Origin of the sequence: Dyella marensis (assembly GCF_049532885.1) — a bacterium.
In the GTDB taxonomy this organism is placed as follows: domain Bacteria; phylum Pseudomonadota; class Gammaproteobacteria; order Xanthomonadales; family Rhodanobacteraceae; genus Dyella_D; species Dyella_D marensis.
In genome coordinates this window covers 271,885-298,225 of sequence record NZ_CP064029.1, presented here as the reverse complement: position 1 = coordinate 298,225, position 26,341 = coordinate 271,885, and the positions used below count along the sequence as shown (strand labels likewise).

At 69.2% G+C, this 26,341-nt stretch carries 26 protein-coding genes; 19 read left to right on the top strand and 7 right to left on the bottom strand.

Features of this window, described 5'->3' with window-relative positions:
• Positions 1–8: 8 nt before the first annotated feature.
• Positions 9–227 carry a hypothetical protein gene (locus tag ISN75_RS01250; RefSeq protein WP_167255210.1) on the top strand — a complete coding sequence of 73 codons (219 nt, stop codon included), beginning with the start codon at positions 9–11 and terminating at the stop codon, positions 225–227.
• A 110-nt stretch (positions 228–337) separates the two neighbouring features.
• Here ISN75_RS01250 and ISN75_RS01245 read toward each other — a convergent pair whose 3' ends face one another.
• Positions 338–2,614, bottom strand: a complete 2,277-nt coding sequence (locus ISN75_RS01245; RefSeq protein WP_168649140.1) for a 3'-5' exonuclease — start codon at positions 2,612–2,614, stop codon at positions 338–340.
• A gap of 226 nt (positions 2,615–2,840) precedes the next feature.
• On the opposite strand from ISN75_RS01245, the gene ISN75_RS01240 reads away from it, so the two are divergent.
• Positions 2,841–3,176 carry a hypothetical protein gene (locus ISN75_RS01240; RefSeq protein WP_026634959.1) on the top strand — a complete coding sequence of 112 codons (336 nt, stop codon included), beginning with the start codon at positions 2,841–2,843 and terminating at the stop codon, positions 3,174–3,176.
• Positions 3,177–3,199: 23 nt separating this feature from the next.
• Here the strand turns inward: ISN75_RS01240 and ISN75_RS01235 are convergent, their stop codons facing one another.
• The 3 genes from ISN75_RS01235 to ISN75_RS01225 all read right to left on the bottom strand — a co-directional run bounded on the left by ISN75_RS01235 (position 3,200) and on the right by ISN75_RS01225 (position 6,387).
• Positions 3,200–4,459 (bottom strand): heme biosynthesis HemY N-terminal domain-containing protein, encoded by a 1,260-nt coding sequence (locus ISN75_RS01235; RefSeq protein ID WP_168649139.1) that lies wholly within the window; start codon positions 4,457–4,459, stop codon positions 3,200–3,202.
• A complete protein-coding gene (locus ISN75_RS01230) occupies positions 4,456–5,547 on the bottom strand; it encodes a uroporphyrinogen-III C-methyltransferase (RefSeq protein WP_246866808.1) in 1,092 nt (363 codons plus the stop codon). The genes ISN75_RS01235 and ISN75_RS01230 overlap by 4 nt, the downstream gene beginning before the upstream one ends.
• Before the next feature lie 75 nt (positions 5,548–5,622).
• Complete coding sequence (locus tag ISN75_RS01225; protein ID WP_168649137.1) at positions 5,623–6,387, bottom strand: uroporphyrinogen-III synthase; 765 nt, start codon at positions 6,385–6,387, stop codon at positions 5,623–5,625.
• Between the two features lie 158 nt (positions 6,388–6,545).
• Here ISN75_RS01225 and ISN75_RS01220 point away from each other — a divergent pair, with 158 nt between their 5' ends.
• From ISN75_RS01220 to ISN75_RS01210, 3 genes are all read left to right on the top strand, one after another.
• A complete protein-coding gene (locus tag ISN75_RS01220; protein ID WP_168649136.1) occupies positions 6,546–7,013 on the top strand; it encodes a YiiD C-terminal domain-containing protein in 468 nt (155 codons plus the stop codon).
• 60 nt (positions 7,014–7,073) lie between these two features.
• On the top strand, positions 7,074–7,490 hold the full coding sequence (locus ISN75_RS01215; protein WP_168649135.1) for a hypothetical protein: 417 nt from the start codon (positions 7,074–7,076) through the stop codon (positions 7,488–7,490).
• A gap of 220 nt (positions 7,491–7,710) precedes the next feature.
• On the top strand, positions 7,711–8,154 hold the full coding sequence (locus ISN75_RS01210) for a rhodanese-like domain-containing protein (RefSeq protein WP_167255196.1): 444 nt from the start codon (positions 7,711–7,713) through the stop codon (positions 8,152–8,154).
• Between the two features lie 61 nt (positions 8,155–8,215).
• Here the strand turns inward: ISN75_RS01210 and ISN75_RS01205 are convergent, their stop codons facing one another.
• Complete coding sequence (locus tag ISN75_RS01205) at positions 8,216–9,274, bottom strand: 2Fe-2S iron-sulfur cluster-binding protein (RefSeq protein ID WP_343819307.1); 1,059 nt, start codon at positions 9,272–9,274, stop codon at positions 8,216–8,218.
• A 63-nt stretch (positions 9,275–9,337) separates the two neighbouring features.
• Here ISN75_RS01205 and ISN75_RS01200 point away from each other — a divergent pair, with 63 nt between their 5' ends.
• Together ISN75_RS01200 and ISN75_RS01195 are read left to right on the top strand one after the other, a co-directional pair.
• Positions 9,338–9,781 (top strand): hotdog fold thioesterase, encoded by a 444-nt coding sequence (locus ISN75_RS01200; RefSeq protein ID WP_343819181.1) that lies wholly within the window; start codon positions 9,338–9,340, stop codon positions 9,779–9,781.
• Between the two features lie 232 nt (positions 9,782–10,013).
• On the top strand, positions 10,014–10,964 hold the full coding sequence (locus tag ISN75_RS01195) for a serine/threonine protein kinase (protein WP_343819182.1): 951 nt from the start codon (positions 10,014–10,016) through the stop codon (positions 10,962–10,964).
• Between the two features lie 24 nt (positions 10,965–10,988).
• Here ISN75_RS01195 and ISN75_RS01190 read toward each other — a convergent pair whose 3' ends face one another.
• Entirely contained in the window at positions 10,989–13,946 is a 2,958-nt protein-coding gene (locus tag ISN75_RS01190; protein ID WP_343819183.1) for a LysM peptidoglycan-binding domain-containing protein, read from the bottom strand.
• 242 nt (positions 13,947–14,188) lie between these two features.
• On the opposite strand from ISN75_RS01190, the gene ISN75_RS01185 reads away from it, so the two are divergent.
• The 6 genes from ISN75_RS01185 (at position 14,189) to rmuC (ending at position 20,251) form a co-directional block, all read left to right on the top strand.
• Positions 14,189–14,749, top strand: coding sequence for a DUF1190 domain-containing protein (locus tag ISN75_RS01185; protein WP_168649130.1), 561 nt, complete (start codon positions 14,189–14,191; stop codon positions 14,747–14,749).
• Entirely contained in the window at positions 14,749–15,927 is a 1,179-nt protein-coding gene (locus ISN75_RS01180) for a glutathionylspermidine synthase family protein (RefSeq protein ID WP_343819184.1), read from the top strand. The genes ISN75_RS01185 and ISN75_RS01180 overlap by 1 nt, the downstream gene beginning before the upstream one ends.
• A 142-nt stretch (positions 15,928–16,069) precedes the next feature.
• Positions 16,070–16,507, top strand: a complete 438-nt coding sequence (locus tag ISN75_RS01175) for a hypothetical protein (protein ID WP_167255182.1) — start codon at positions 16,070–16,072, stop codon at positions 16,505–16,507.
• A gap of 106 nt (positions 16,508–16,613) precedes the next feature.
• Positions 16,614–17,792: a class I SAM-dependent rRNA methyltransferase gene (locus ISN75_RS01170; protein WP_343819185.1), complete on the top strand. Its 1,179-nt coding sequence runs from the start codon at positions 16,614–16,616 to the stop codon at positions 17,790–17,792.
• Between the two features lie 47 nt (positions 17,793–17,839).
• Positions 17,840–18,748, top strand: a complete 909-nt coding sequence (locus tag ISN75_RS01165) for a hypothetical protein (protein ID WP_343819186.1) — start codon at positions 17,840–17,842, stop codon at positions 18,746–18,748.
• Positions 18,749–18,808: 60 nt separating this feature from the next.
• Positions 18,809–20,251 (top strand): DNA recombination protein RmuC, encoded by a 1,443-nt coding sequence (gene rmuC, locus ISN75_RS01160; protein WP_343819187.1) that lies wholly within the window; start codon positions 18,809–18,811, stop codon positions 20,249–20,251.
• A gap of 114 nt (positions 20,252–20,365) precedes the next feature.
• Here rmuC and ISN75_RS01155 read toward each other — a convergent pair whose 3' ends face one another.
• Positions 20,366–21,181 (bottom strand): shikimate 5-dehydrogenase, encoded by an 816-nt coding sequence (locus ISN75_RS01155; protein WP_343819188.1) that lies wholly within the window; start codon positions 21,179–21,181, stop codon positions 20,366–20,368.
• Between the two features lie 156 nt (positions 21,182–21,337).
• On the opposite strand from ISN75_RS01155, the gene ISN75_RS01150 reads away from it, so the two are divergent.
• From ISN75_RS01150 to ISN75_RS01125, 6 genes are all read left to right on the top strand, one after another.
• Positions 21,338–22,111: a hypothetical protein gene (locus ISN75_RS01150; RefSeq protein WP_343819189.1), complete on the top strand. Its 774-nt coding sequence runs from the start codon at positions 21,338–21,340 to the stop codon at positions 22,109–22,111.
• Positions 22,112–22,170: 59 nt separating this feature from the next.
• Entirely contained in the window at positions 22,171–22,770 is a 600-nt protein-coding gene (gene folE / locus ISN75_RS01145; protein WP_167255170.1) for a GTP cyclohydrolase I FolE, read from the top strand.
• Positions 22,770–23,105, top strand: coding sequence for an EF-hand domain-containing protein (locus ISN75_RS01140; RefSeq protein ID WP_167255168.1), 336 nt, complete (start codon positions 22,770–22,772; stop codon positions 23,103–23,105). Before folE ends, ISN75_RS01140 begins: the two co-directional genes overlap by 1 nt.
• A gap of 101 nt (positions 23,106–23,206) precedes the next feature.
• Entirely contained in the window at positions 23,207–24,571 is a 1,365-nt protein-coding gene (locus ISN75_RS01135) for a TCR/Tet family MFS transporter (protein ID WP_167255166.1), read from the top strand.
• Entirely contained in the window at positions 24,568–25,074 is a 507-nt protein-coding gene (locus ISN75_RS01130) for a DUF1993 domain-containing protein (protein ID WP_167255164.1), read from the top strand. Before ISN75_RS01135 ends, ISN75_RS01130 begins: the two co-directional genes overlap by 4 nt.
• Positions 25,075–25,168: 94 nt before the next feature.
• On the top strand, positions 25,169–25,816 hold the full coding sequence (locus ISN75_RS01125) for a DsbA family oxidoreductase (RefSeq protein WP_343819190.1): 648 nt from the start codon (positions 25,169–25,171) through the stop codon (positions 25,814–25,816).
• Positions 25,817–26,341: the final 525 nt, after the last annotated feature.

The following is a 26,341-nucleotide window of genomic DNA, read 5'->3' as shown; positions in this document are numbered from 1 at the left end:
GTTCCCGCATGCGCGCTGTACTGATCGTTCTTGGACTGATCCTGGTCGCCGCCGGCATCTGGGTGCTGGCCGGACAGGCCTTTTACCAGCAGACCGACACGCTGGTGCAGCTGGGCTCGGCGAAGATCACCGCGACGCATGACAAGGCGGTGCCGACGTGGATGGGCATCGCCGGCATCGTAGTCGGTGCGTTGCTCGCCATCGGCGGCTTCGTGCGCAAGGGCTGAAGCAAAAACGCCAGGCGTAGGTTGGGGTGAGCGCAGCGAACCCCAACGTCACCGCCACGCAAACGCCACGTTGGGGTTCGCTGCGCTCACCCCAACCTACGCCGGCGCTTCTACAAAGGGGTCAGGTTGGCGTACGCCGCCACCAGCCACTTGCTCCCCGCCCCTTCGAAATTGATCTGCAGCCGCGTATGCGCGCCGCTGCCCTCGGCGCTCACCACCACGCCTTCGCCGAAGCTCGGATGGCTCACGCGCTGTCCGAGCTTCACCGGCAGATCCTCCTGCAGCGACGACGAAGCCGATTCGGCGAAACGGCCGGCATACAGCGGCCGCGTCACCTGCACGCGCGGGCGCACTTCGTCGACCAGGTCCGGCGGTACCTCGGCCAGGAAGCGCGACGGGCGCGCCAGCATTTCCACGCCGTGCATGCGGCGCGATTCGGCATAGGTGATCACCAGCCGCTCGCGCGCACGGGTGATGCCGACATAGGCCAGGCGGCGCTCTTCTTCCAGGCGCCCTTCGTCCTCGACCGAGCGCTGGCTGGGGAACAGGCCCTCTTCCATGCCGACCAGGAACACCACCGGAAACTCCAGGCCCTTGGCCGAATGCAGGGTCATCAGCTGCACGCAGTCGTCCCAGGATTCGCCCTGCCCTTCGCCGGCTTCCAGCGCCGCATGCGAGAGGAACGCCGACAGTTCGCTCAGGCCCGCCTCGATATCTTCCGCGGTCGGCTCGAAACGGCTGGCCACGTTGACCAGCTCGTCCAGGTTCTCCACCCGCGATTCGGCATTGCCGCGGCTGTCCTTCTCGTAGAAGTCGCGCAGGCCGGTATGGGTGATGGCGTGTTCCATCTGCTCTGAGAGAGCGAGCGAGGGAACGGGGAACGGGGAACGGGGAACCTGGGCGCTATCACCCATACCCGTATCGCCCGCGCTGTTCCCTGTTCCCCGTTCCCCGCTCCCCGCCCCACTAAAGGTGCGCGCCATCTCGTCGATCATCTGCAGGAAGGCCTTCACCGCGTTCTTCGCGCGGCCGGCCAGTTCGCGGCCGCCGGCCAGCTCGTTCAAGGCCGCTTCCCACAGCGAGGTGCCTTCGCCGCGCGCGCGCTTGCGCAGCGCGTCGAGCGTGCGGTCGCCGATGCCGCGCGGCGGCGTGTTCACCGCGCGCTCGAAGGCCGCGTCGTCGTGGCGGTTGGCGGACAGGCGCAGATAAGCCAGCGCATCCTTGATTTCCGCGCGCTCGAAGAAGCGCAGGCCGCCGTAGACGCGGTACGGGATGTCGCGCTGGATCAGCTGTTCTTCGAAATTGCGCGACTGCGCATTTGACCGATACAGGATGGCGCAGTCGCGCGCATCGCCATGCTCGGCGATGTATTCGCGGATGCGCTCGACCACATAGCGCGCCTCGTCCTGCTCGTTGTACGCGGCATACACGGCGATGCGCTCGCCGTCCTCGCCGTCGGTCCACAGCTGCTTGCCGAGACGGCTGCCATTGCGCGCGATCACCGCGTTGGCGGCCTTGAGGATGGTGGAGGTGGAGCGGTAGTTCTGTTCCAGCTTGATGGTCTTGGCGCCGGGAAAATCGCGCAGGAACTGCTGCACGTTCTCCACCTTGGCGCCGCGCCAGCCGTAGATGGCCTGGTCGTCGTCGCCCACCACGAATACTTGGCCCGCGCTGCCGGCGAGCACGCGGATCCACGCGTACTGCAGCGTGTTGGTGTCCTGGAATTCGTCGATCAGCAGGTAGCGCCAGCGCTGCTGGTAATGCTCCAGCACCGCGGGGTTCTTCAGCCACAGCTCGTGCGCGCGCAGCAGCAGCTCGGCGAAGTCGACCAGGCCGGCGCGCTGGCAGGCTTCTTCGTAGGCCTGGTAGATCTGCACGAAGGTGCGCGTGACCGGATGGTCGCGATGCTCGATGCCGCCAGGCCGCTTGCCTTCGTCCTTCCAGCTGTTGATCTGCCAGGTGGCCTGGCGCGGCGGGAACTTGGCCTCGTCCAGGCCCAGCCCCGCGACCACGCGCTTGACGATGCGCTGCTGGTCGTCGGCGTCGAGGATCTGGAAACCTTCCGGCAACCCCGCCTCGCGCCAGTGCCGGCGCAGCAGGCGGTGCGCGATGCCGTGGAAGGTGCCGACGGTGAGGCCTTGCGTGCCGGCGCCGATCAGCGCATCCAGACGCCCGCGCATTTCGCCCGCGGCCTTGTTGGTGAAGGTCACCGCCAGGATCGCCCACGGCGGCACCTGCAATACCTGGGTCAGCCAGCCGATGCGATGAGTGAGGACGCGGGTCTTGCCGGAACCCGCGCCGGCCAGCACCAGATAGTGCCCGGGTTGCGCACAGACGGCTTCGCGCTGCGCGTCATTGAGCTTGTCGATCAAATGCGAGACATCCATCGGGCAATTGTAGCCGGCCCGTGGGGCTTGGCAGAGAGTCGGGAATAGGGAATAGGGAATAGGGAATCGGAAGAGCGGGGCGCCACAAGTCTCGTGGTCACCTGCTTTCACCGATTCTCTATTCCCTATTCCCGATTCCCTTCCCCAGCTGAACGCAAGAACCTGTCCGCGAACCGAGGCGGCGGAGCGCCGGTCTCCAGCATGTCCTCACCCGCAAGCTGCCGCCATGAACTGGTCGCCCAAGACGAAACCGCTGGACCACGATATCTGCGTCCACATCTTCACCGCCTCGGCCGCGATGGTCGGCGTGTGCATCACCGTTATCGGCATCCTGCGCGTGGCCGTCTCGATGCGCCGCATCGACCTGATCGGCAACGACCTGCTGGCACTCAACACCATCCTCTACCTGCTCGCCTGCCTGCTTTCGTATTGGGCGCTGCGCACGCGCAGCCTCAGCCGCAATCACCGGCTGGAGCGCGTGTCGGACGTGCTGTTCCTGCTGGCGCTGACCTTGACCACGGTCAACGCGGGCTTTCTTACCTGGGCGGTGTCGAAGGGCTGAACCTGCCTTGCCGCCGCGGCGCCTTATTGAGGCAGGCGCGGCACGCCGTGTTCGCTGCGCTCTTCCACCGCCACCGGACGCGTATCCAGGCGCGGGCCGCGCAGCTTGTCCTGCGGCAGCGGCAGCACCGCGGCGCCGCGATGGAACGCCAGCGCGTTGCGGTAGCACTGCCTGGCCAGCGCGTCGTCGCCTTCGCCGGCATAGGCATCGCCCAGCGCCTCCCACACTTCGGCGGTGGGCTTGAGCGCGAGCGAGCGCTCCAGGTACGCATGCGCCTTGCTCCACAGCTTCAGCCGCACGCACATGCGGCCCAGGGTGAGCAGCAGGTAGGGATCGTTCGGATGCGTGTCGAGCCAGCCTTCGGCGCGGCGCAGGCGCGCGTCGAGGCTGTCGTCGCCCAGAACGCCATAGGTTTCGATCAGCAGCGGCGACCATTCGCGGCGCAGCGCGGATTCCACTTCGTCCATCGCCGCCAGCGCCATGCCGAAGCCGGACGCGGCGCGCGCATAGGCGTCGATCGCGGCCGGCGCGCGGCGCTGCGACTTCGGCAGCTGCGACCACAACTGGTTGAGCGCGGCGCCATCCGGCGCGGCGCGCAGCGAAGCGGACAGGATCTGGCCTTCCAGCACGGCGTAATTCTTCGAGCCGAGCGCGCCGCTTTTCTGCAGCGGCTCCAGCGCCTCGCGGGCACGGCGGAAATCGCCGGTGTCGAGCGCCGCGATGGCCAGCTCGCGCCAGCCGCCGGGGCTGAGCGTGCCGGCGTCGGCCTCAGGCGCCAGCAGCGCCAGCGCTTCGGCGGCCTTGCCGTCGCGGCGCAGCACGCGGGCGCGCAGCACGCGCGCCGCGCGCGGCGAGGACTGGCCGGCCTCGGCCAATGCCTCCAGCGCGCGGCCATGTTCGCCGCGGCGCGACGCCGCTTCCGCCGAGGCGAGCAGCGCGGGACCGCGCAGGCTGTCCAGGCGGGAGGCGCGGTTGAGGTCGCGCTCGGCGTCGCCGTGGCGGCCTTCCATCAGCGCGACCAGGCCGTCGCCCAGGCGCTGCCGGCTGATCCGGCGATGGCGGCGCGACAGCGCGCCGAACGGCCAGCGCGCCAGCCGCCAGGCCAGCCCGAGCAGGCCCCAGATGACCAGCAGCGCGACCACGGCCGCGACCACCGACATCTCCGCCTGCCAGCCGCGCAATTGCACGAGCACATAACCAGGGTCCGCGGCCACCCAATGCCAGCCGAACGCGGCGACCGCGGCCACGGCCACCAGCAGCAGGATCCAGCGCCACAGGTTCATGGCCTGGCCCCGGCTTCGGGCTTCGCTTCCGCTTTCGTTTCCGCGGCGGGACGCAGCGCATGCACCGCGCGCAGATTGCGCAGCTCGTTGAGCGCGGCGCCCAGCTGCACCGGCGCGACCACCGGCAGCTGGTGCTGCAGCTCGGCCAGCTTCGCGCGTGCCTGCTGCACCGGTGCTGCGTTGACGTCGAACTGCGCGGCGAGGTTGGCGTCGGCGCGCTTGAGCGCATCCGCGTAGCCCTCGGCGTCATAAGCCAGCAGCGCGGCCTGCGCCTGCGCCAGGTCCAGCCCGACCAGTTCGCGCGCAAAGCGCGCATCGGCCACGGCCAGCGGCGCGGTGTTGGTGCGCTGTACGCGGATCACGTCGCCGAGCGAGCGGCGCACGCGCGCCCATGCGGTGTCGGCGGCGGCGGCATCCTCGGCATGATCCAGCGGCTTGAGCGGCCACGCGGCAGAAGCCGCGCGCAGCCCGATGAGCGCGTCGAGCGCGGCGGCCTGGCCGGCCGGCTGGCTCCTGGCCAGCGCTTCGCGTTCGGCGCCGACGCTCTGGCGCAGGCCGGAGAAGGCGCCGTCGTTCACCGCGGCGAGGGTCTGGTCGGCCAGCGCGTAGGCCGCGGCGGCGCCCTGCGCGTCGTGGAACAGCGCATAGCGTTCCTTGCCCATGCGCAGCAGGGTTTCGGTTTCGTCCAGCAGCATGCCGTCGTGGCCGGACAAGGTCTTGTCCGACAGCTTGGCGACGGCGTCTTCGAGATTGCGCGTGCGCTCGGACTGGCCGAGCAGCTCCTCGCGCAGCGAGCGGTTGACCTGGTCGGCGTCGCCCAGGCGCTGGCGCAGCAGGCCGCGCTCGTTCTCCATCGCTTCGAGCGCGCGCTCCATGTTGGCCACGCGCGTCTCCAGTCCCGCGGCGGTCTGCGTGGCGCCGCGTACGCCGGTTTCCTGCACGTACTGGCGCCAGCCCACGTAGCCGGCGCCGCCGAGGGCGACCAGCGCGAGCAGCGTGGCAAGGGCGACGGTGCCGCCGCGGCGCGGCGCGGCGGAAGGGGCGGGCGCGGGCGCGCCGCTCGATGACATGGCGTTGTCCTGGCTCATGCGCGCCATGCTAGCAGCCCGCGTGCGCCGGTTCGCATCAAACGGGCGTGAAAAGCGTGCGTTCCGCGCCGAGGACTAGCGCCGCGCCGCGGCGGCCAGCAGATCCGCGGCCATGGCCGACGCGGCGATGCGCACGCGCGCGAAACCCGCGGCCCGCGCCGCCGCGGCCAGCCGTTCGCTGCTCGCGATGGCGGTGGCGGCGCACAGGCGGCTCCAGGCGGCGGGCGGCAACAGGGCGCGCAGGTTGTCCAGCGCCTCGGCGCTCGACAGCAATACGCGTGCCGAGCGCGGCAGCGCCGCCACCGCGTCGACATGCCCGCGCAGCAGCCGCGGCGCCACGCGGCGATAGACATGCAGTTCGCGCAGTTGCGCGCCGCGCGCGGCGAATTGTTCGCGCAGCAGGCCGCGGCCGCCGGGCGCGCCGATCAGGGCCACGCGGCGTCCGCGCAGATCCTGCAGCGCGGGCTGATCGAGCAGGCCTTCGCTGTCCTGCCGCTGTGGCGCGATCGCCGCGATGCCGTGCCGGCGCAGTGCGCGCGCCGTGCCCTGGCCCACCGCCAGCACCGTGGCACGCGTGCGCAGCGGCGCGAGCCGCGCGGCGAAGCGCACCGCGGCGGGACTGGTGAAGACCAGCACTTCATCGCGCAGCGCCGCGCGCAGCGCCGCGGTGGCACCGCGCGCATCCTCGGCGCCGCGCAGCGACAGGCCCGGCAGTGACAGCGGCTCGCCGCCGAGCGCGCGCACCTGGCGCGCCAGCGCGGCAGCGGTGCCGGCGGGCCGCGTGATCACCACCGCGCGGCCGGCGAGCGAACAGGGAACAGGGGCGCTGGCTCGGCTCATGGCTTGCCTGACGAGGAAACACCCGGAGTGTACCGAGGCCGCGCGTGGCGCGCGTTCTTGCGGCGCCGCCACGCGACTTGCGGCCCATCCCGCGCCACCGGGACCACGCTAGACTTGGCGGCTCCCCATCCCCCGTTTCCCCGCGCGGCATCTTTCGTATGAGCATCACCGCCTCGTCCGCCCAGGACCTGATCGCCTTCATCCGCGACTCGATTCCCCTCGCGCACAGCATGGACCTGCGCCTGCACAGCCACGACGAGGAGCACCTGGCCGTGCTCGCGCCGCTGCCGCCGAACATCAACGACAAGGGCTGCGCCTTCGGCGGCAGCCTGGTCAGCCTGATGACGCTCAGCGGCTGGGGCCTGGTGGAGCTGGAACTGCGCCGCCGCGGCTTCGACTGCGATGTGTTCGTGGCCGAATCGAACGTGCATTACCTGGCGCCGGTGTGGGAGGACTTCCTCAGCGAGGCGCGCCTGGCCCACGGCGCCAGCTGGGACGCGTTCTTCCACACCTTGCGCACGCGCGGCCGCGCACGCATCGAAGTGGCCTGCCAGGTGCCCGGCGAGCAGCCGGACAAGCCCGCCGCCACCCTGAGCGCGCGCTTCGTCGCAAAACGCCGGGACTGAGGAAGCGGGCGAGCCGCCGCTTGCGGCAGAATGGGCGGGTCTTTCTTGGGGGAATGCGCCATGCGCCGCCTGCTCGTCCTTGCCGTCCTGCTGTTCACCCTGCTGGTTTCGGGCTGCGCCTCCGACAAGCGCAACCAGTCCCTCACCAATACGCTCAATGCCTATGCCGGCGTGGTCCGCTGGGGCGATTTCGGCAATGCGCTGCAGTTCGTCGACCCCAAGGTGCGCGCCGAGCACCCGCCGACCCCGCTGCAGATGTCGCGCTTCGAGCAGTTCCGCGTGACCGGCTACGACGACGGCAACGGCCCCTCGCCCAGCGGCGAGAACGAAGTGCGCCAGGTGGTGGCCATCAGCATGGTCAACAACAACACCCAGGCCGAGCGCACGGTGATCGACCGGCAGATCTGGCATTACGACCCGGAAACCAACCATTGGTGGCTGATGACGGGGTTGCCGGATATCACGGTAGCCCAATAAGCCTGCCCTCAATTCCCAAGCTTGAACCTTCTTCCTCCGGCGACCCGAAGGTAGTCCCCGTGGGAGAGAAGGTGGCGGCAGCCGGATGAGGGTCCGGCCGAAGCGAGGCGCTTCGCTCCGCCCGAACCCTCACCCCAACCCCTCTCCCGACGGGAGAGGGGCTTTCCCCCCTATAATCGTCGGCTGACTCTCCCTCACCGCCCGCGCGGACCCCATTCGCATGAACGATTTCCTGCACAAACTGCCCCAGTTCATCGGCAACCATCTGGCGCTCGCCGCGCTGTTCGTGATCCTGCTGGTGGCGATCATCGTGCTGGAAATCATGCGCCTGCTGCGCAAGTACAAGGAGCTGACGCCGGCCGGGCTCACCCTGCTGATCAACCGCGAGAGCCCGCTGCTGATCGACCTGTCCGCCTATGCGGACTTCGAGAAAGCCCACGTCCCCGGCGCCCGCCACGTGGCCATGAGCCAGTTCGACCCCGAGCAGAAGGACCTGGCCAAGGCCAAGGAACTGCCGGTGGTGCTGATGGACAAGGACGGCCGCAGCACGGACAAGGCCGCGCAGCGCCTGATCAAGGCCGGTTTCGGCAAGGTCTACACCCTGGGCGGCGGCGTGCTGGCCTGGCAGCAGGCGCAGTTGCCGGTGGCCAAGGGCGGCAAGTAAGGCCCCGCCCCGCCTTCGTTGGATGCGGAAAGCGCGCCCCGGGCGCGCTTTTTCGTCTGGCTCAGGCGTGGGCCAGGCCAGCGCGGCCGGCCAGGATCTGCGCCAGCACGTCCGGCGCGTACTCGAAGGAGTCGTAGTACAGCCGCTCTTCCGGCAGGCCGGCGTCGAGGAACAGCTTGCGGCCGGCATCGATCATCGCCGGCGGGCCGCTCATGTAGACGTCGTGGCCGGACAGGTCCGGCAGGTCTTCCAGCAGCGCCTCGTGCACCAGGCCCATGCGCAGGCCGCTGGCGGCGGCCTGTTCCGGGTCGGACAGCACCGGATGGAAGCGCAGCGCATGCGCCGTGCGTTCCCAGCCGCGCGCCAGCTCCATCAGGTACAGGTCGGCGGCGTTGCGCGCGCCCCAGTAGATCTCGATCCGGCGGCGCGTACCGAGTGCGACGAAGTGCTCCACGATCGCCTTCACCGGCGCGAAGCCGGTGCCGCCGGCCATGAACACCATCGGCCGCTCCGAATCCTCGCGCGCCACGAAGGTGCCCAGCGGCGCCTCGATGCGCAGCCTGTCGCCCACGCGCAGACCGTCGGCCACCCACGAGGTGAAGCCGCCGCCGGCCACGTGGCGCACGTGCATCTCGATCGAACCGTCCGCACGCGGCCCGCTGGCGATGGAGAACGGACGGCGCCGCCCGTCTTCCAGCAGCACGTCCAGGTATTGTCCCGGCAGCCAGTTCAGCCGCGCCTCGCCGGGTGCGGGCTCCAGGCGCAGGCCGACCACGTCCGGCGCCAGCGCGGTTTTTTCCGCCACCACCACGTCCAGGCGGCGGCGTGCGATGTCTTCCACCGAGGTCACTTCGCGCGCGGCGATCACCAGGTCGCCGCACGGCACCGCCTGGCACAGCAGCACCGCATGCTGGGCCGGCGAGGTGCCGCTCAGGGCCAATGGAGGATTGCGCGGATACTCGCAGCGCCCCTCCAGCAGGGTGGCCTTGCAGCTGCCGCAGACGCCCGCGCGGCACGAATACGGCAGCGCGATGCCGGCGCGCTGCGCGGCTTCCAGCACGGTTTCGCCGGGCTCGACCGGGAAGCGGCGGCCGGACTGCTTGAGGGTGACGGTGAACACGGATCGATTGTCGCGGCGACAGCGGTCGACCGACAATGCGGTCTTCACCGCGGAGTATCAACCATGACAGCCATCTGGAAGCAGGACACAAGCCTCGACCGCCTCAACGGCTGGAGCCCCGATACCATGATGGAAGCGCTGGGGATCCGCTTCACCGCGGTCGGCGACGACTGGCTGCAGGGCACCATGCCGGTGGACCGTCGCACCCACCAGCCCTACGGCCTGCTGCACGGCGGCGCCTCGGTGGTGCTGGCCGAGACCCTGGGCAGCACGGCGGCGATGCTTACCCTGGACCCGGCTCAAGAGGCCGCGGTGGGCCTGGACATCAATGCCAACCACATCCGCGGCGTGCGCAGCGGCATCGTGGTGGGTACCGCGCGCAAGGTGCATATCGGACGCAGCACGCAGGTGTGGGAGATCCGCATCGAGACCGAAACCGGCGAGCTGGTGTGCATTTCGCGCATCACGATGGCGGTGATTCCGTCGCGGGTGGTCGGACTGAAGTAATCGTGGAGCCCTTCTCCCCGCCGGGGAGCACGCGGGGAGCGCACATGGATGTGCGCGGCTTTGAGGAGCGAGGAAGGTGCCGGCAGGCGGATGAGGGGCGGGTGCTCGCGGAAGAAGATCGACGAAGCGTCGCTCGCTTTTGCGTTCCCGCTTCATCGCTCCGTAGGTCCCCCTCACCCCAGCCCTCTCCCCGGAGGGGAGAGGGAGGCGAGAGCTGCGCGATAATCGCCGGATGTCCCAAGACGCCCCCTACGCCACCCTCACCCCGGACCACGTCCTCGATGCCGTCGCCGCCTGCGGCCTCTATCCCGATGGCCGCCTGCTCGCGCTCAACAGCTACGAAAACCGCGTGTGGCAGGTGGGCATCGACGATGCGCAGCCGGTCATCGCGAAGTTCTACCGCCCGCAGCGCTGGAGCGATGCGGCCATCCTCGAAGAGCACGCCTTCGCGCAGGAGCTGGCCGAGGCGGAATTGCCGGTGATCGCGCCGCTCGCCATCGCTGGACGGACGCTGCTGCATCACGCCGGCTTCCGCTATGCGCTGACGCCGCGCCGCGGCGGCCGCGCGCCGTCGCTGGAATCGGCCGACCAGCTCGAATGGCTGGGGCGGCTGATCGCGCGCATGCATCTGATCGGCGCGCGCGCGCCGTTCGCGCAGCGCGGCCGCATCGACCGCGCCAGCCTGATCGAACAGCCGATGCAGGCCGTGCTGGCCTCGCCGCTGCTGCCGGCGCATGTGCAGTCGCGCTACCGCGTCGCCGCGCAGCGCGTGGACGAAGCGGTGGCATTGCGCATGGAAGCCGTCGGCCCCGTGCGCCAGCTGCGCCTGCACGGCGACTGCCATCCGGGCAATGTGCTGTGGACCGATGGCGGCCCGCACTTCGTCGACCTCGACGATGCGCGCATGGGCCCCGCGGTGCAGGACCTGTGGATGCTCGCCAGCGACGACGCCGGCATGGAAGCGCTGCTCGCCGGCTACGAGCAGTTCCGCGAATTCGACCGCATCGAACTGGCCCTGGTGCCCGCGCTGCGCGCGATGCGCCAGCTGCACTACGCCGGCTGGATCGCCGCGCGCTGGCACGATCCGGCTTTTCCCGCGGCGTTCCCGTTTGCGGGCGAAGCGCGCTGGTGGGACCAGCACGTCGACGACCTGCACGAACTGGCGGACAGCCTGGGCGCCTGAGCGGCGCCCGGCTGTCGCCGGGCTTCAGTGATACGGCGGCGGATCGACGCCCAGCACGTTCTTCAGCACCACGTCGAGCTGGTGCGCCGAGGCCGGCTTCTCCTCGCTGTTCACCGGGAACGGATTGCCCGCGATGATGCTGCCGCGCATCAGCACGCCGGGGCCGCTGCCGAACAGGCCATGATCGACGTTGCCGGCGACCAGGCCGTTGTGGTTCGCCAGGTCGTCCCAGTTGCCGTCGTTGCGGTCGGTGCGCTGGAACTTGGCCGGGTCGCCGCCCACCGTATCGAGCGAGGACACCATCGCGCCGGCGAAGGTCTTCTGCTGGTCGGCGCCCAGGCCGTTGAACCAGGCCATGGTCTGCTGCGCATTCATGCCGTGCAGTTCGCCGTAGCGCATCAGCATGTTGGCGGCCGGCTGGTCGTCCTTGCTGTGCCAGGCGCCCAGCGCCTGCGCGGCGCTCTGGTTGTAGCCCAGGCCCTGCAGGAAGGCCTCGCGGCCCGGCATGGCGGCATCGTTGTCCTTCTTGCTCTGGTAGGCGATCAGGCCCACCGTGCCCAGCGCGACCAGGCCGATGCCGATCGGGCCGGCCCAGCTGCCCCAGCCCGCCCCGCCGGCCAGCGCCGCGCCGAGCATGCCCTCGCCGCCGACCGCGGCATTGCCCGCGGCCCACATGATCGAACCCACGCCGGTGGTGGCGTACAGCGCGCCCTCGGTGCCGTCGCCCTTGCCGAAGGCGTCGACCGATTTCCAGATGTCGATGCCGCCGGACAAGATGTTCACCCAGTGATCCACCGAGCGCTGGCCCACCGTGCCCCACAGGCTTTCCTTCGGCGCCCAGCCCACGCTGGTCACCAGGCCCGCGGTCTTCTGGCTGAAGCCGGCGGCGCCGATCAGCGCGGACATGTCGTTGCGCAGTTCCTCGGTGCCGGTCTTGCCGGTGCCGACCTTGTCGAAGGCATTGGCCAGGCTCAGGCCCGCGGCGCCGACGCTGAAGGCGCGGAACAGCGTGCTGACCGCCGTGCCGTTGTCGAAGCCCTTGATCTTGCCGAGCTTGCCGTCGGTGTCCTTGAGGCCCGACTTCAACGACTCGTTCAGCGCATCCGGCGTCTTGGCATCCTTGGCCAGCGCATCGAAGTCGGAAAGATTGCCCTTCAGCACGTCGGTGGCTTCTTTCAGGCTGCCGACCTTGTCGCCATCCAGGCCCAGCACCACCGCCAGCGACTTGTTGTTGCCCAGGTCGTCGAGCTGCTGGATCACCTTGGTGCGCGTCGCCACGTCATTGCTCCTGGACAGCTGCTCGCGCAGGTCGTCCAGGCGGCCCTTGACGTAGTTGGTGCCCAGCTCCTGGGTCAGCTTGCGGCCGGCCTGGTCGGCGACCTTGCCGTACTGCGCCCACTGGTTGAGCAGGGCCTGGCCCGGTTCGCCCTTGAGGATGGTCGGGTCGTTCTGCACGGCCAGGCGCATGGCGGCGGCGTTGTTGTCGCTGCCGAGCAGCTTGCCGATGGTGTCGTTCACCGCCTTCTGGTCGCCCGGATGATTGGCCGCCCACTGCGCCAGCGCGGTCTGCTGCGAGAGCAGCAGCTTGCCGTCGTCGGCGATCAGCTGCTGCGCATCGGCCACCTGCTTCTCCCAGTCCGGGCCCTTCATCTGCTTGTACTTGTCGATCGCCGCCTTCAGCTGGTCGGCCGTCATCGACTTGCCTTCCTTGGCGATCAGGCTGTTCAACTCGCCGGTGAGCTTGACGTAGGAGTCGATCGCGCCGTCCACGCGGTAATGCGTGTTCTCCACCGTCTTGAACAGTTCGGCCTTGGTCTGCTCCACCCAGGGGCCGGTGATGCGCTCGTAGCCGCCGTGGCTGACCTTGTCGACGAAGCTCAGCGCCAGGGTCGGATCGTCCGACTGCGCCGCCATCGAGGTAAGCATCGACTGCGTATGCATGCCGCCGGCGACGATGCGCGGGTCGGGCAGCTGGCCGGCGAGATCGTCCGCCAGCGATTGCGCCGCGGCCGGATCGCTCTGCCGCAGCGTGCCCACCACGGTGGACAGGCTGGTGAGGATGTTGCCGGAGTGGCGCTGCTCGTTGTCGTACAGAAACGCGAAATGCGTGAGCTGCTCCATCTGCGTGCGCCCCTGCGCGGCGATGGAGGCGCGCGCGGCGGGCGAACTCAAGCCCGCCATCAGCTCGGCGTAGCGGCCGGCGGATTCGTCGGCCTGCCTGGCCTTCGGCTCGATCTGGTTGCTGTTGGTGAGCTGCTCTTCCTTGTATGGCTGGGCGGCCCAGTTGGCAGCGTCCTGCACGGTCCTGGCGAAGCCGGGGTTCGCTTCGGCCAGCTTGCGCACCTGGTCGGAGCTGGCGTTCTTCAGCGAGGTGTCCAGCGCCAACAGCTTGTCCTTCGGCGAGGTGTAGCCGGCGCGGTCGTTGGCGGCGACCAGGCTGTCGGCTTCTTGTTTGTCCACCGCGTGCTGGATCGCGGCATCGCCCTGGTAGCGGCCGAGGATGTCGGTACGCGCGGCTTTTTCGCGCTCGGCCAGGCTCGGCGGCTGTTCGCCCAATTGCTTGCGCTGCTGCGGGGTGAGGCCGTCGTTCACCGGCTCCTTCAGGCGCGCCTGCACTTCGTCGTTGACGGCCTGGTCGAGCTTGTCCTGCAGGCCGGGCAGGTCCGCGCTGCGGTTGTCGGCCACCGCCTCGTTGTAGTTGTTGAGCGCGCGGTTCACCTGCTGCTGCGGGGTGGGCGCCGGCGTCGGCACGCCCGCCACGGCCGGCGCGTTCGCCGGAGGCATCTTCAGCACGTCGCCGGGCATGATGCGGCCGCCGGCAACGGCCGGATTGGCCTGCTGCAGCGCTTCCACGCTGGTGCCGAACTTCCTGGCGATGCCGTCGAGCGTGTCGCCGTGCTCCACGCGGTACTTCTCCGGCGGCGGCGGCGGGGGCGGCGGCGGGGTATAGGCGGGGATGCCGAGATCGCGCGGGATCGCCATGATCGTAAGCCTTTACGAAGAAAACGGGGGAGCCGCTATTGGAGAACCCCGCACCGGGAGCCGCCTACTGGGGCTAACCCTAGGTCGGGACTGGACTTCGCCCTGTCATGAACGCCGTCGCATTGTGACCGCCCCATGTCGCCCGCCCTCGAAAGAACTTGCCGGACGGAACTTCCTTCCGCACCCCGGCGCGGGCATGCTTGCCGCTTCGCTACCGCGACCGACGCCAAGGGAAAGCCGGGATGAAACGCTCAAGGACCGCCGCCCTGCTGCTGATGAGCAGCGTGCCGCTCTGCCTCACCGCCTGCGGCGACGACGAGGCCACCCGCGAGGGCCTGTACACCTCGGTGGACGCCTGCGTGGCGCAGACCAGCGACCGCGCCACCTGCGAACAGGCCTTCGCCAAGGCCAAGGCCGACGCCGCCGAGAACGGCCCGCGCTTCGCCAACCGCCAGGAATGCGCGGCCACCTACGACTGGGACCGCTGCGAGGAACGCCGCGACAGCGGCGGACACTCCTTCTTCGGGCCGATGATGGCCGGCTTCTTCGTCTCGCAGATGCTGCGCAACGGCAGCGTCACCCCGGGCTTCACCGGCGGGCCGGCCTTCCGCAACAGCGCCGGCCAGTGGCAGCAGCCGGATCCGAACGACCGCCGCACCACCCCAGGCGGCGGCGCGGGCGGCTACAGCGCCTACAGCGGCGGTTCGCGCGCGATGGTGCCGGTGAGCGCCACGCCCGACCGCGCCGTCACCGTCAGCCGCGGCGGCTTCGGTTCCTCCTTCCGCGGCCGGGCTGGCAGCTGATGCGCCGCATCGCCATCCGCGAGCGGCCGGACTGGCGCGCTCGCGCCGAGGACTGCGGCTTCGTCTTCCACACCATCGACGGCGAGCCGTACTGGGACGAGTCGGCCTACTACGCCTTCTCGCTGCGCCAGATCGAAGACGACATCGAAGCGCCGACCGAAGAACTGCACGCCATGGCGCTGGACCTGGTCGACGGCATCGTCGCCAGCGAGCAGCAGCTGCGCCGGCTGGCCATCCCCGAGCCGTACTGGGACTGGATCGCGCGCAGCTGGCGCGAACGCCAGCCGCATCTCTACGGCCGCATGGACTTCGCCTACGACGGCCGCAGCCCGGCCAAGCTGTACGAGTTCAACTACGACACGCCGACCTCGCTGTTCGAGGCCGCGTTCTTCCAGTGGGAATGGCTGGAAAACCAGCTCGCGCGCAACGGCCTGCCCGCCGGCGCGGACCAGTTCAATTCCATCCAGGAAGCCCTGATCGAAGCCTTCGGCGCGATCGCGCGCGACATCGCGCGGCCGTTCCTGTTCGCCGCCTTGCGTGAATCCGCCGAAGACCGGGGCACCGTCGGCTACCTGCGCGACTGCGCGCTGCAGGCCGGCATCGACAGCGGCGAGATCGCCATCGAGGACATCGGCATCAGCGCGGACGGGCGCTTCACCGACCTGGACGACCGCGTGATCGGCGCGCTGTTCAAGCTGTATCCGCTGGAGGATCTGTTCCGCGAGGAGTTCGGCCGCCATCTGCCCGGCTCGCGCCTGCAGCTGATCGAGCCTCCATGGAAGGCCGTGCTCAGCAACAAGGGCATCCTGCCCCTGCTGTGGGAAAAGCACCGCGGCCACCCCAACCTGCTGCCCGCCGCGTTCGACGACGGCGCCGCGCTGCAGCCCGGCTGGGTGCGCAAGCCGCTGCATTCGCGCGAAGGCGCCAACGTCGCCATGCACCTGCCGGACGGGCGCCGCGTGGAAACCGGCGGCCCCTACACCGGGCCGTGCATCCGCCAGGCCTGGCATCCGCTGCCGGACCTGGGCGGCGCCTTTCCGCTGATCGGCAGCTGGGTGGTGGCCGACCGCGCCTGCGGCATGGGCATCCGCGAGGACCGCTCGCCGGTGACGCAGGACGGGGCGCGCTTCGTGCCGCATGCGATCGTGGATGAGCCGCGCGGCGTGCTGATGGCGTAGGTTGGGGTGAGCGCCAGCGAACCCCAACACACACCCGCACCTTAGCGACGCCCATGTTGGGGTTCGCTGGCGCTCACCCCAACCTACGCACTGCCGTTCCGTCCGGCTAAGCTTGCGGCTCTTTGGCCGACGGAACCCTCGCGTGCGCAGCTTTCTTTTCCGCCTGATCGGCATCCTCGAAGTCGCCGGCGGCTTCTACGGCCTGGTGACCATGCTGCGCCGCCTGCTGCCGCTGGGCAGCACGCACGATTCGATCGTGGCGGTGATCGGGCTGGCGCTGTACGGCTTCGTGCTGGTGGCGGGCTTCGAGCTGCTGGGCAATACCGAGCGCGGGGTGACCTTCTCGCGCATCGCCCAGCTGCTGCAGCTGCCGCTGATCGCCATGCCGGTGCTCAGCTACGGCTTGCACTGCGGCGCCTTCGTGAATATCTACGCCACCCTGCAGTCCTCGCCGCACCTGGGCCTGGACTGGCATATCGGTTCGCAGGGCTTCGTGCTGGCGGTGGCCGGGCCGGCCGTGTCGCGGCTGGGCATCAATCTGCTGGCCCTGCTGTCCTGGCTGGCGCTGCGGTTGCGCTGATCAGGGAACGGGGAACGGGGATCAGGGAACGGGAAAAGCCGGGAGCGCGCGGCGCCTTTGTTCCCCATTCCCCGATCCCCGTTCCCCGCTCCGTTATCATTCTCCGATGAACAGCCCCGCTTCCCCCTCCCTGCCCGTCATCCGCCTGAAGTCCGACCGCACGCCCGGCCACCCCTGGGTGTGGTCCGCGCAGGTGCACAAGCCCGCCGAGCGGCTGCCGCCCGGCAGCGTGGTGGAGGTGCTGGACGCCAAGGACCGCTTCGTCGGCCGCGCGTTCTGGAACGGCCATGCGCGCATCGCGCTGCGCCTGCTCACCGCCGACGCGGACGAAGCCATCGATGCCGGCTGGATCGCCGCGCGCATCGCCCGCGCCGTGCAGCTGCGCCGCGACTGGCTGGCGCTGGACCAGGCCACCGACGCCTGGCGCGTGGTGCACAGCGAAGGCGACGGGCTCTCCGGCCTGATCGTGGACCGCTACGCCGACATCCTGGTGATCGAATACTTCGCCGCCGGCATGTGGAAATTCCGCGAGGCGATCCACGCCGCGCTGCTGCAGCACTTTCCCGGCGCACGCTTGTACTGGTTCGCCGAAAGCCACGTGCAGAAGCAGGAATCCTTCGACTGCCGCGCCGCCGAGGCGCCCGCGCCGGTGGAAGTGCACGAGCACGGCCTGCGCTTCCATGCCGCGCCGGGCCTGGGCCACAAGACCGGCTTCTTCGCCGACCAGCGCGACAACCGCGCCCGTTTCGCCGAGCTGGCGCGCGGCCGCCGCGTGCTGGACCTGTGCTGCAACGCCGGCGGCTTCGCCGTGCATGCGCTGGCCGGCGGCGCCAGCGAGGCCACCGGCGTGGACATGGACGCGGGCATCCTGGAGGTGGCGCGCGCCAATGCGGCCGCCAACGGCGTGGATGCCAGGTTCGAACAGGCCGACATCTTCGACTGGCTGCGCGCGGCCGTCGCGCGCGGCGAGCAGTACGACGCCGTGGTGCTGGACCCGGCCAAGCTCACCCGCGACCGCAACCGCGTGGTCGATGCGCTGAAGAAGTACTTCGCCATGAACCGCCTCGCGCTGGACGTGATCCCGCCGGGCGGCCTGCTGCTGACCTGCTCCTGCACGGGGCTGGTGAGCGAGGCGGATTTCCTGGAAATGCTGCGCCGCGTGGCGCTCAACGCCGGCCGCGAGATCCAGGTGCTGGAAGCGCGCGGCGCCGGCCCGGACCATCCGGTGCGCAGCGACGTGCCGGAAGGGCGTTATCTGAAAGCGGTGTTCTGCCGGGTCTGGTAAGGCCCGTCAGCCAACGGACACAAAAGGATCGAAGAGGAATCGACCGTATGCGCAGGATCGCCGCCAGCTTCGCGCTCGCTTGTCTGCCGTTGTGCGCCGTCCATGCCCAGGGGAATCCTGGCGCCAAGCCGCGCGTTCCGATCGAAGACACCTACATCATCGTGCCGAAGTACGCGGCGGAGTACACGCTGGCGCGCAGCGTGAACCACGGCGACGAGGGCCAGTTCGCCGGCGGCGTGGCCTTGACCTTCAGCGACTCGGCATCGCCCGCGCTCAGCACCGACATGATGATCTACCCCATCGGCGGCAGCGCCAGCGTCGCCTCGATGGAGGCGAAGTTCCGCGGCGACGTCGAGGTCGCCGAGGCGAAAGGCCAGTACATCGTCACGCAGTGGAACGACGCCACCGACTTTGTGCTGCGCCGGCCCGACGGCAGCGCGTGGCCGGGACGCATCATGTCGCTGCGCTTGAAGGCGGGGGACGGCGAAATCGACTCGCGTACGTATCTGTTCCACCACGGCATCTACGCCTACATGCTGCGCATCGACGTACCGGCCGGCCAGGGCGGCGACCTGCTCACCGTCGAAGACTCGCTGGCGCGCGCGCTGCTGACCTCGATCCAGGTGGTGAGCGTCGGCAGCTGCGGCAAGCAGATGAGCATCAGCATGCGCCCGCCCGGCGTACCGGCTCCCGCCGGCTACACGGACGGCATCTCGGCGGACGGTTTCAGCATCTCGGTCGGCCAGGAAGACGTCGAGAGCAACGGCAAGGAGCTGGTCGCCAACCTGCAGTCCGGCCGCGGCATGTTCGGCCGCATGCGCCTCGCCGCCGCGCGCCAGATCGCCAACGGCTGCACCTCGACGCCCTACGCGCCGCCGGCCGCCTCGGACGAACTGGCCGTGCTGCGGCTGCATTTCCCGGCCGATTACTGGCAGCTCACGCCGGTACCGCACTGAGCGGTCCCGGCGGATGAGACGCGGGCGCGTACACTTGGCGCCTTGCCGTATGGAACCGCCATGTCGCTTACCGAAGTCCTGCTGCTTGTCCTGATCCTGCTCGCCCTGGCCGCGCTGGCCTTGCTGGCCGTGCTGCTGCGTTCGCGCGACGGCGGCGGCCTGCACGCGCGGCTGGATGCGCTGAAAGACGATGGCGAGCGCCTGCAGCGCAGCCTGCGCGAGGAGCAGCGCTCCGGCCGCGAGGAACTGCAGCAGGGCTTCGACCGCTTCCGCGTGCATATGGGCGAGCAGCTCGGCGGCATGAGCCAGCACCAGGCCGAGCGCATCGACGGCTTCGGCCAGCGCCTGAACGTGCTGACCGAACGCACCGATGCCGGCCTGCAGGCGCTGGCCCAGCGCCTGGCCGAGGACGCGCGCCACAGCCGCCAGGAGCTCACCCTCGCGCTCAACCGCTTCGGCGAACAGCAGCAGCAGCGCCTGGCCGCGCTCACCGCCGACAACGAAAAGCGCCTGGGCGAAGTGCGCGCCACCCTGGAGAGCAAGCTCAAGGCGATCCAGGACGACAACGCCGCCAAGCTCGAACAGATGCGCGCCACCGTCGACGAGAAACTGCAGAACACGCTGGAGACGCGCCTGGGCCAGTCCTTCCAGCTGGTCTCCGAGCGGCTGGAAGCGGTGCAGCGCGGCCTGGGCGAGATGCAGAGCCTGGCCACCGGCGTGGGCGATCTCAAGCGCGTGCTGACCAATGTGAAGACGCGCGGCACCTTCGGCGAAGTGCAGCTCGGCGCGCTGCTGGAGCAGATCCTGATTCCCGAGCAGTACGCCGCCAATATCGCCACCGTGCCCGGCTCGGCCGAGCGCGTGGAATACGCCATCCGCCTGCCCGGCGGCCAGGACGAGCAGCCGGTGTGGCTGCCGATCGACGCGAAATTCCCGGTGGAGGACTACCAGCGCCTGCTCGACGCACAAGAGGCGGCCGATGCCGACGCCGCGCTCGCCGCCGGCCGCGCGCTGGAAGTGCGCGTGCGCGAAGAAGCCAGGCGCATCCATGGCAAGTACGTGGCGCCGCCGCACAGCACCGACTTCGCCATCCTGTTCCTGCCCACCGAAGGCCTGTACGCCGAAGTGATCCGCCGCCCCGGCCTGTCCGACCTGCTGCAGCGCGACTACCGCATCACCCTGGCCGGCCCCACTACCCTCACCGCCCTGCTCAACAGCCTGCAGATGGGCTTTCGCACGCTGGCGATCGAGAAGCGCAGCAGCGAGGTATGGCAGCTGCTGGCAGCGGTGAAGACGGAGTTCGGCAAGTTCGCCGGCGTGTTGGAGAAGACCCGCAAGAAGCTTACGGAAGCGAGCAATGTGATCGATCAGGCCGGTGTGCGTACGCGGGCGATCGAGCGGAAGCTGCGGCACGTGGAGACGCTGCCGGGGGAGCAGGTGCAGCAGTTGCTGGGGGAGGCGCCGAGCAGCGAGGCTGAGGAAGAGGACGAAGCGAGCGACTAGCAGGCGTAGGTTGGGGTGAGCGCAGCGAACCCCAACACAGGCACATTTGGGCGCATCGCATTGTTGGGGTTCGCTGCGCTCACCCCAACCTACGCCGAGCGATGAACCCGCCGCTTATGCCAGCGCGTGCGCCGCCGCCTCCGCGATCAGCCGACCCTCCGGCCGCACGCCCGTGTACAGCACGAACTGCTCCACCGCCTGCAACACGATCACCTCCGCCCCGGTGATCACCAACTTCCCCTTCGCCCGCGCCAGCCGTATCACCGGCGTCTCCGGCGGCAACGCCACCACGTCGAACACCACGCTGGCGCGCTCCACTTCCGCCTCGGTGAACGCCAGCGCATCCACCTCCGGCCCTTCCATGCCGATCGGCGTCACGTTGATCAGCAGCTGCGCCTCGACGCCGCGCATATCCGGCGCCCACGCATAACCGCAACTCTCCGCCAGCGCCCGGCCCGTGGCCTCGTTGCGCGCCACGATATGCCCACGCTTGAAACCCTTGTCGCGCAACGCACACGCTACCGCCTTCGCCATCCCGCCACTGCCGCGCAGCGCCAGCGTGAGATCCGGCGAAACCCGATGCTGCTCGATCAGGCGCGCCACCGCGATGTAATCGGTGTTGTACGCACGCAGCTGCCCATCGTCGTTGACGATGGTGTTGACCGAATCGATCGCCTTGGCCGAGGCATCGATCGCATCGACCAGCGGAATGCAGGCTTCCTTGAACGGCATCGACACCGCGCAGCCGCGGATGCCCAGCGCGCGGATGCCGCCGATGGCTGCGGGCAGGTCGCGCGTGGTAAAGGCCTTGTAGACGTAGTCCAGGCCGAGCGCTTCATACAGGTAGTTCTGGAAACGCGTACCGAAATTGCCGGGGCGGCCGGACAGCGACATGCACAGCTGGGTGGTACGGGAAATGCGCAGGGTCATGGCGTACTCGCTACTTGAATCGTCAGCGGGACCATAAAGAGCCGGGGTGCGATCGATCAACCCCATCTCCATCGACCGCAGACCCATCAACCCCGTCGGCCGCGGCAAGGCGTTCCATCCCACGCATCGAGCCGCGATGCCTGCCGGAGCCTTCCCATGAAAACCCTGCTGATCGCGCTGGCCCTCGCCGCCGGCCTGGCCCACGCCGCACCCGCCAGTGCCGTAGGCCGCCTGCTGGATCTGAGCGTGTACGACCGCGACACCGGGCGCAGCCTGCCCGTCTACCAGCACCACGGCCGCTACTACGTGGCCGGCGAACCGGGCCACCGCTACCGCATCGCGCTGCGTAGCCGCAGCGGCGAGGACCTGCTGGCGGTGCTGTCGGTGGATGGCGTCAATGCCGTCTCCGGCCAGACCGCCGGCTGGTCGCAGGCCGGCTACGTGCTGGACCCGCGCGCGAGCACCGACGTGCTGGGCTGGCGCAAGAGCCTCAGCCAGGTGGCCGATTTCGTCTTCACCGATATCGGCCAGAGCTACGCCGCGAAGACCGGGCGGCCGGACAACGTCGGCGTGATCGGCGTGGCGGTGTTCCGCCGCAAGCCGCAGCCGGTCTATGAGCCGCCGATGGTGAGCGAGATAGCGGCCTCGCCCGCGGCACCTGCCGCTGCCGATGCCGCCCCGTCCGCAATGCGCGGCGCGGAGCAGCGTGCCGCCAAGGCCAGCGCACCGCTGGGCACCGGCCACGGCGAGCGTGAGTATTCCTCGGTCACCGAAGTGGAATTCGAACGCGCCTCCAGCTCGCCGGACGAAGTGGTCGCGCTGTACTACGACACCTGGAACAACCTCGCCGCGCAATGCGTGATCCCCTGCGAACGGCCACGCCCGGTGCGCCCCGAGCCCTTCCCGGGCCGCTTCGTACCGGACCCGTGAGGCGCCGGGGCTTGACGCTGGCGCTACACTTGACCGCCTGCGCCACGTAAGGAACCCCCATGAGCGATCAGCACCCCAGCGACGTCACCCCCGAGCAGGCCGAGGAAGCGGTACGCGTGCTGCTGCGCTGGGCTGGCGAGGATCCGTCGCGCGAAGGCCTGCTCGACACGCCCAAGCGCGTGGTCAAGGCCTACCGCGACTGGTTCTCCGGCTACCTCACCGATCCGGGCGAGTATCTGCGCCGCACCTTCGAGGAAGTGGCCGGCTACGACGAGATGGTGGTGCTGCGCGACATCGAGTTCGAAAGCCACTGCGAGCACCACATGGCGCCGATCGTGGGCCGCGCCCACGTCGGCTACCTGCCGACCAACCGCGTGGTCGGCATCAGCAAGCTGGCGCGCGTGGTGGAAGCCTATGCGCGCCGCTTCCAGGTGCAGGAAAAGCTCACCGCGCAGATCGCGCAGTGCATCCAGGAAAACCTGCACCCCGCCGGCGTGGCCGTGGTGATCGACGCCAGCCACGAATGCATGACCACCCGCGGCGTGCACAAGCGCGGGGTGTCGATGGTCACCAGCCAGATGCTGGGCTCGTTCCGCGACGACGCGCGCACCCGCGCCGAATTCCTGCAGTTCATCGGCATCCGCGGCGGCGTGCGCTGATGCGCGCCGTGCTGGCGGCGGCCCTGCTGGCGCTGCCGTGCCTGGCCGCCGCGCAGGGCTATCCGCGCACGCCGGCCGAATACCTCAGGCTGATGGATACCGACGGCGACGGCCGGGTCAGCGAGCAGGAGTACGTGGATTACCTGAGCGCCGGCTTCCGCCGCATGGACGCCAACGGCGACGGCGTGCTGGAGCCGGAGGAACTGCCCGGCGGCCATGGCAAGCCGATCACCCTGCGCAGCCACCAGGACAATCTGCGCCGCCAGTTCCACAAGCTGGACCGCAACCACGACGGCTACCTGGACGCGAAGGAACTCGCGGCGCCGCCGGCCTGAGGGTTTTACCCCGGACGGGCGCGAACGGAGGATGATGCGGCGCTACAACGCGCGTCACGCACCTTGCGCTATCGTTCGCGCTTTCATCCCGCCGGCCGACCATGGACCAGCCAGTCACCACCGTCACCGAGCCGCGGCGCCGCGCGGCGGTAGCGTTTATCTTCGTCACCGTCCTGCTGGACATGCTGGCCTTCGGCATCGTGATCCCCACGCTGCCGCATCTGCTCGAACAGCTCGCCGGCGGCGGCATCGCCACGGCGGCCTCGTGGGTGGGCATCTTCAGCACCGTCTTCGCCGTGGTGCAGTTCATCTTCGCGCCGATCCAGGGCGCGCTGTCGGACCGCTTCGGCCGGCGCCCGGTGATCCTGATCTCCAACCTCGGCCTGGCCGTGGATTTCATCGTGCTGGCGCTGGCGCCCACGCTGTGGCTGTTGCTGCTGGGACGCATCCTGCTGGGCATGACTGCGGCCAGCTTCACCACCGCCAATGCCTATATCGCCGACATCACGCCGAAGGAAAAACGCGCCGCCGCGTTCGGCATGCTCGGCGGCGCCTTCGGCCTGGGCTTCATCATGGGCCCGGGCGTGGGCGGCGTGCTGGGCGAGATCTCGCTGCGCCTGCCGTTCTGGGTGGCCGCGGGCCTGGCGCTGTGCAATTTCCTCTACGGCCTGTTCGTGCTGCCCGAGTCGCTGCCGAAGGAGCACCGCACCGCGCGCTTCGAACTGCACAGCGCGCATCCGCTGGGCTCGCTGAAGCTGCTGCGCCGCGACCCGGTGCTGCTTGGGCTGGGCACGGTGATGTTCCTGGTCTATCTGGCGCACTACGTGCTGCAGACCACCTTCGTGCTGTATGCCGACTACCGCTACGGCTGGGGCACCCGCGCCGTCGGCCTGGTGCTGATGCTGGTGGGCGCCTGCGACGGCTCGGTGCAGGCCTTCCTCACCGGCAAGCTCACCCCGCGCTGGGGCGAGCGGCGCGTGCTGGTGGCCGGCATGCTGTGCGGCATCGGCGCCTTCCTGCTGATGGGCCTGGCCAACGTGGGCTGGGTGTTCCTGCTCGGCATTCCGCTGCTGGCGCTGTGGGGCCTGTCCGGCCCGCCGGTGCAGGCGATCATGACGCAGCAGGTCGACCCCAGCGAACAGGGCCGCCTGCAGGGCGCGATCACCAGCCTGGGCAGCTTTGCCGGCATCTTCGGCCCCACCTTGTTCGCGCAGATCTTCTCCTTCTCGATCATGCCCGGCACCCCGCTGCACCTGCCCGGCCTGGCCTTCGTGGTGGCGGCCGCGCTGCTGGTGATCGGCACGCTGATCGCCGCGCGCACCGCGCGGCGCGTGACCGATCCCTCGCTGACCCGCCACGAGGAACCCACGCCCTGCGCCGCCGCCGTACCCCATGACCTTTCGCCGGTTGCCGCCACGCAGCCGGCCGATGCCGACCCCGTCCACTCCTCGGAGCCATCCTCATGACGCTTTCCATGTACCAGGCCTCGGTGCCCGTATTCCTGCGCGCGCTGGCCAACCTGCAGCACGTGCTGAAGAAGGGCGAAGCCCACGCGCACGCCAAGGGCATCACTTCCGACGTGCTGCTGCAGACCCGCCTGATCCCCGACATGCACCCGCTGGTGCGCCAGGTGCAGATCGCCACCGACATGGCCAAGAACGGCACCGCCCGCCTGGCCGGCGTGGAGCCGCTGAAGTTCGAAGACACCGAAACCAGCTTCGAGCAGCTGCATGCGCGCATCGAGCGCGCGGTGGAATACATCAAGGGCTTCAAGACCGAACAGCTCGACGGCAGCGAAGGCCGCACCGTCACCATTAAGACCCGTACCGGCGAACAGCAGTTCGAAGGCCAGGCCTATCTGCTGCACTTCGTGCTGCCGAACCTGTTCTTCCATTGCACGACGGCGTACGCGATTTTGCGTGCGGCGGGGGCGGAGTTGGGGAAGTCGGATTTCATGGGGAAGATGTAAATCCCCTCTGCAGCGCCGTCCGCATGGGCGGCGCTGACTTGATTGCACCCGCCCAGGCCGCATCTCCCATCCGTTCCCCTATCGGATACCCGCCATGGCCAACAAGCTCAAGATCGATTTCGTTTCCGACGTGGTCTGCCCCTGGTGCGCGGTGGGCCTGGGTTCGCTGGATGAGGCGTTGCGCCGGCTTGAGGGTGAGGTGGAAGTGGAGATTCATTTCCAGCCGTTCGAGCTCAATCCGCAGCTGGCGCCGGAGGGCGAGGATGTGGGCGAGCATCTGGCGCGCAAGTACGGCAGCACGCCGGAGCAGATGAAGCAGAACCAGGAGACGATCCGCCAGCGCGGGGCCGATGTGGGTTTCACCTTCAACCTGGATAAGCGCAGCCGCATCTACAACACGTTCGATGCGCACCGCTTGCTGCATTGGGCGGAAACGCTGGGGCGCCAGGGTGAGCTCAAGCGCGCGCTGCTGGGTGCGTATTTCACCGATGGGCGCAATGTGAGCGACCGCGAGGTGTTGGTGGATGCCGCCAGCAAGGTCGGCCTGGATGCGGCCGAGGCGCGCAAGGTGCTCGACGAGGGTCGCTATGCGGATGAGGTGCGGGCGCAGGAGGCGTTCTATCAGTCGCAGGGGGTGCGGGCGGTGCCGTCGGTGATCGTCAATGATCGGTATTTGATTCAGGGTGGGCAGCCGCCGGAGGTGTTTGAGGATAGCTTGCGGCGCATCGCTGCTGAGGGGTGATTGGGCGCTTGCGCGTCGGCTCTTTGCTCGTCATCCCGGCGTAGGCTGGGATCCAGTAGCGACTAGGTGCGGTTGTCGCGACTTGGCCGCTTATGCAGCGGGCATTTCGGACGCCTGCCGGCGCCCGAGTCACTTTCTCTTTGCTGGCTCAAAGAGAAAGTAACCAAAGAGAAATAGCCTCAAGTCAAAGGCTCGCGACGCGACTAGAAGGAGCAGTGGGCGGCTGCGGTAACTTGATTAACCTGGGTCTACACGAAACCACAGTGCGTTTACGTAGCGGGTGCTTCAACGTGCCGTGGCGAAGAGGATGTTCAAGGACTGGTGCCAGCTTCTGCTCTTCGTTCCTGCATGCCTCACGACTTCACCCCTCTCCCCTCCGGGGAGAGGGCAGGGTGAGGGGCCGGGCGGAGCACAACGTTAATTCTTGCCGTGGCGTAGGTTGGGGTGAGCCGCAGGCGAATCCCAACACCCGCACCTTCCCGCGCCTCGCCATGTTGGGGTTCGCCTATGGCTCACCCCAACCTA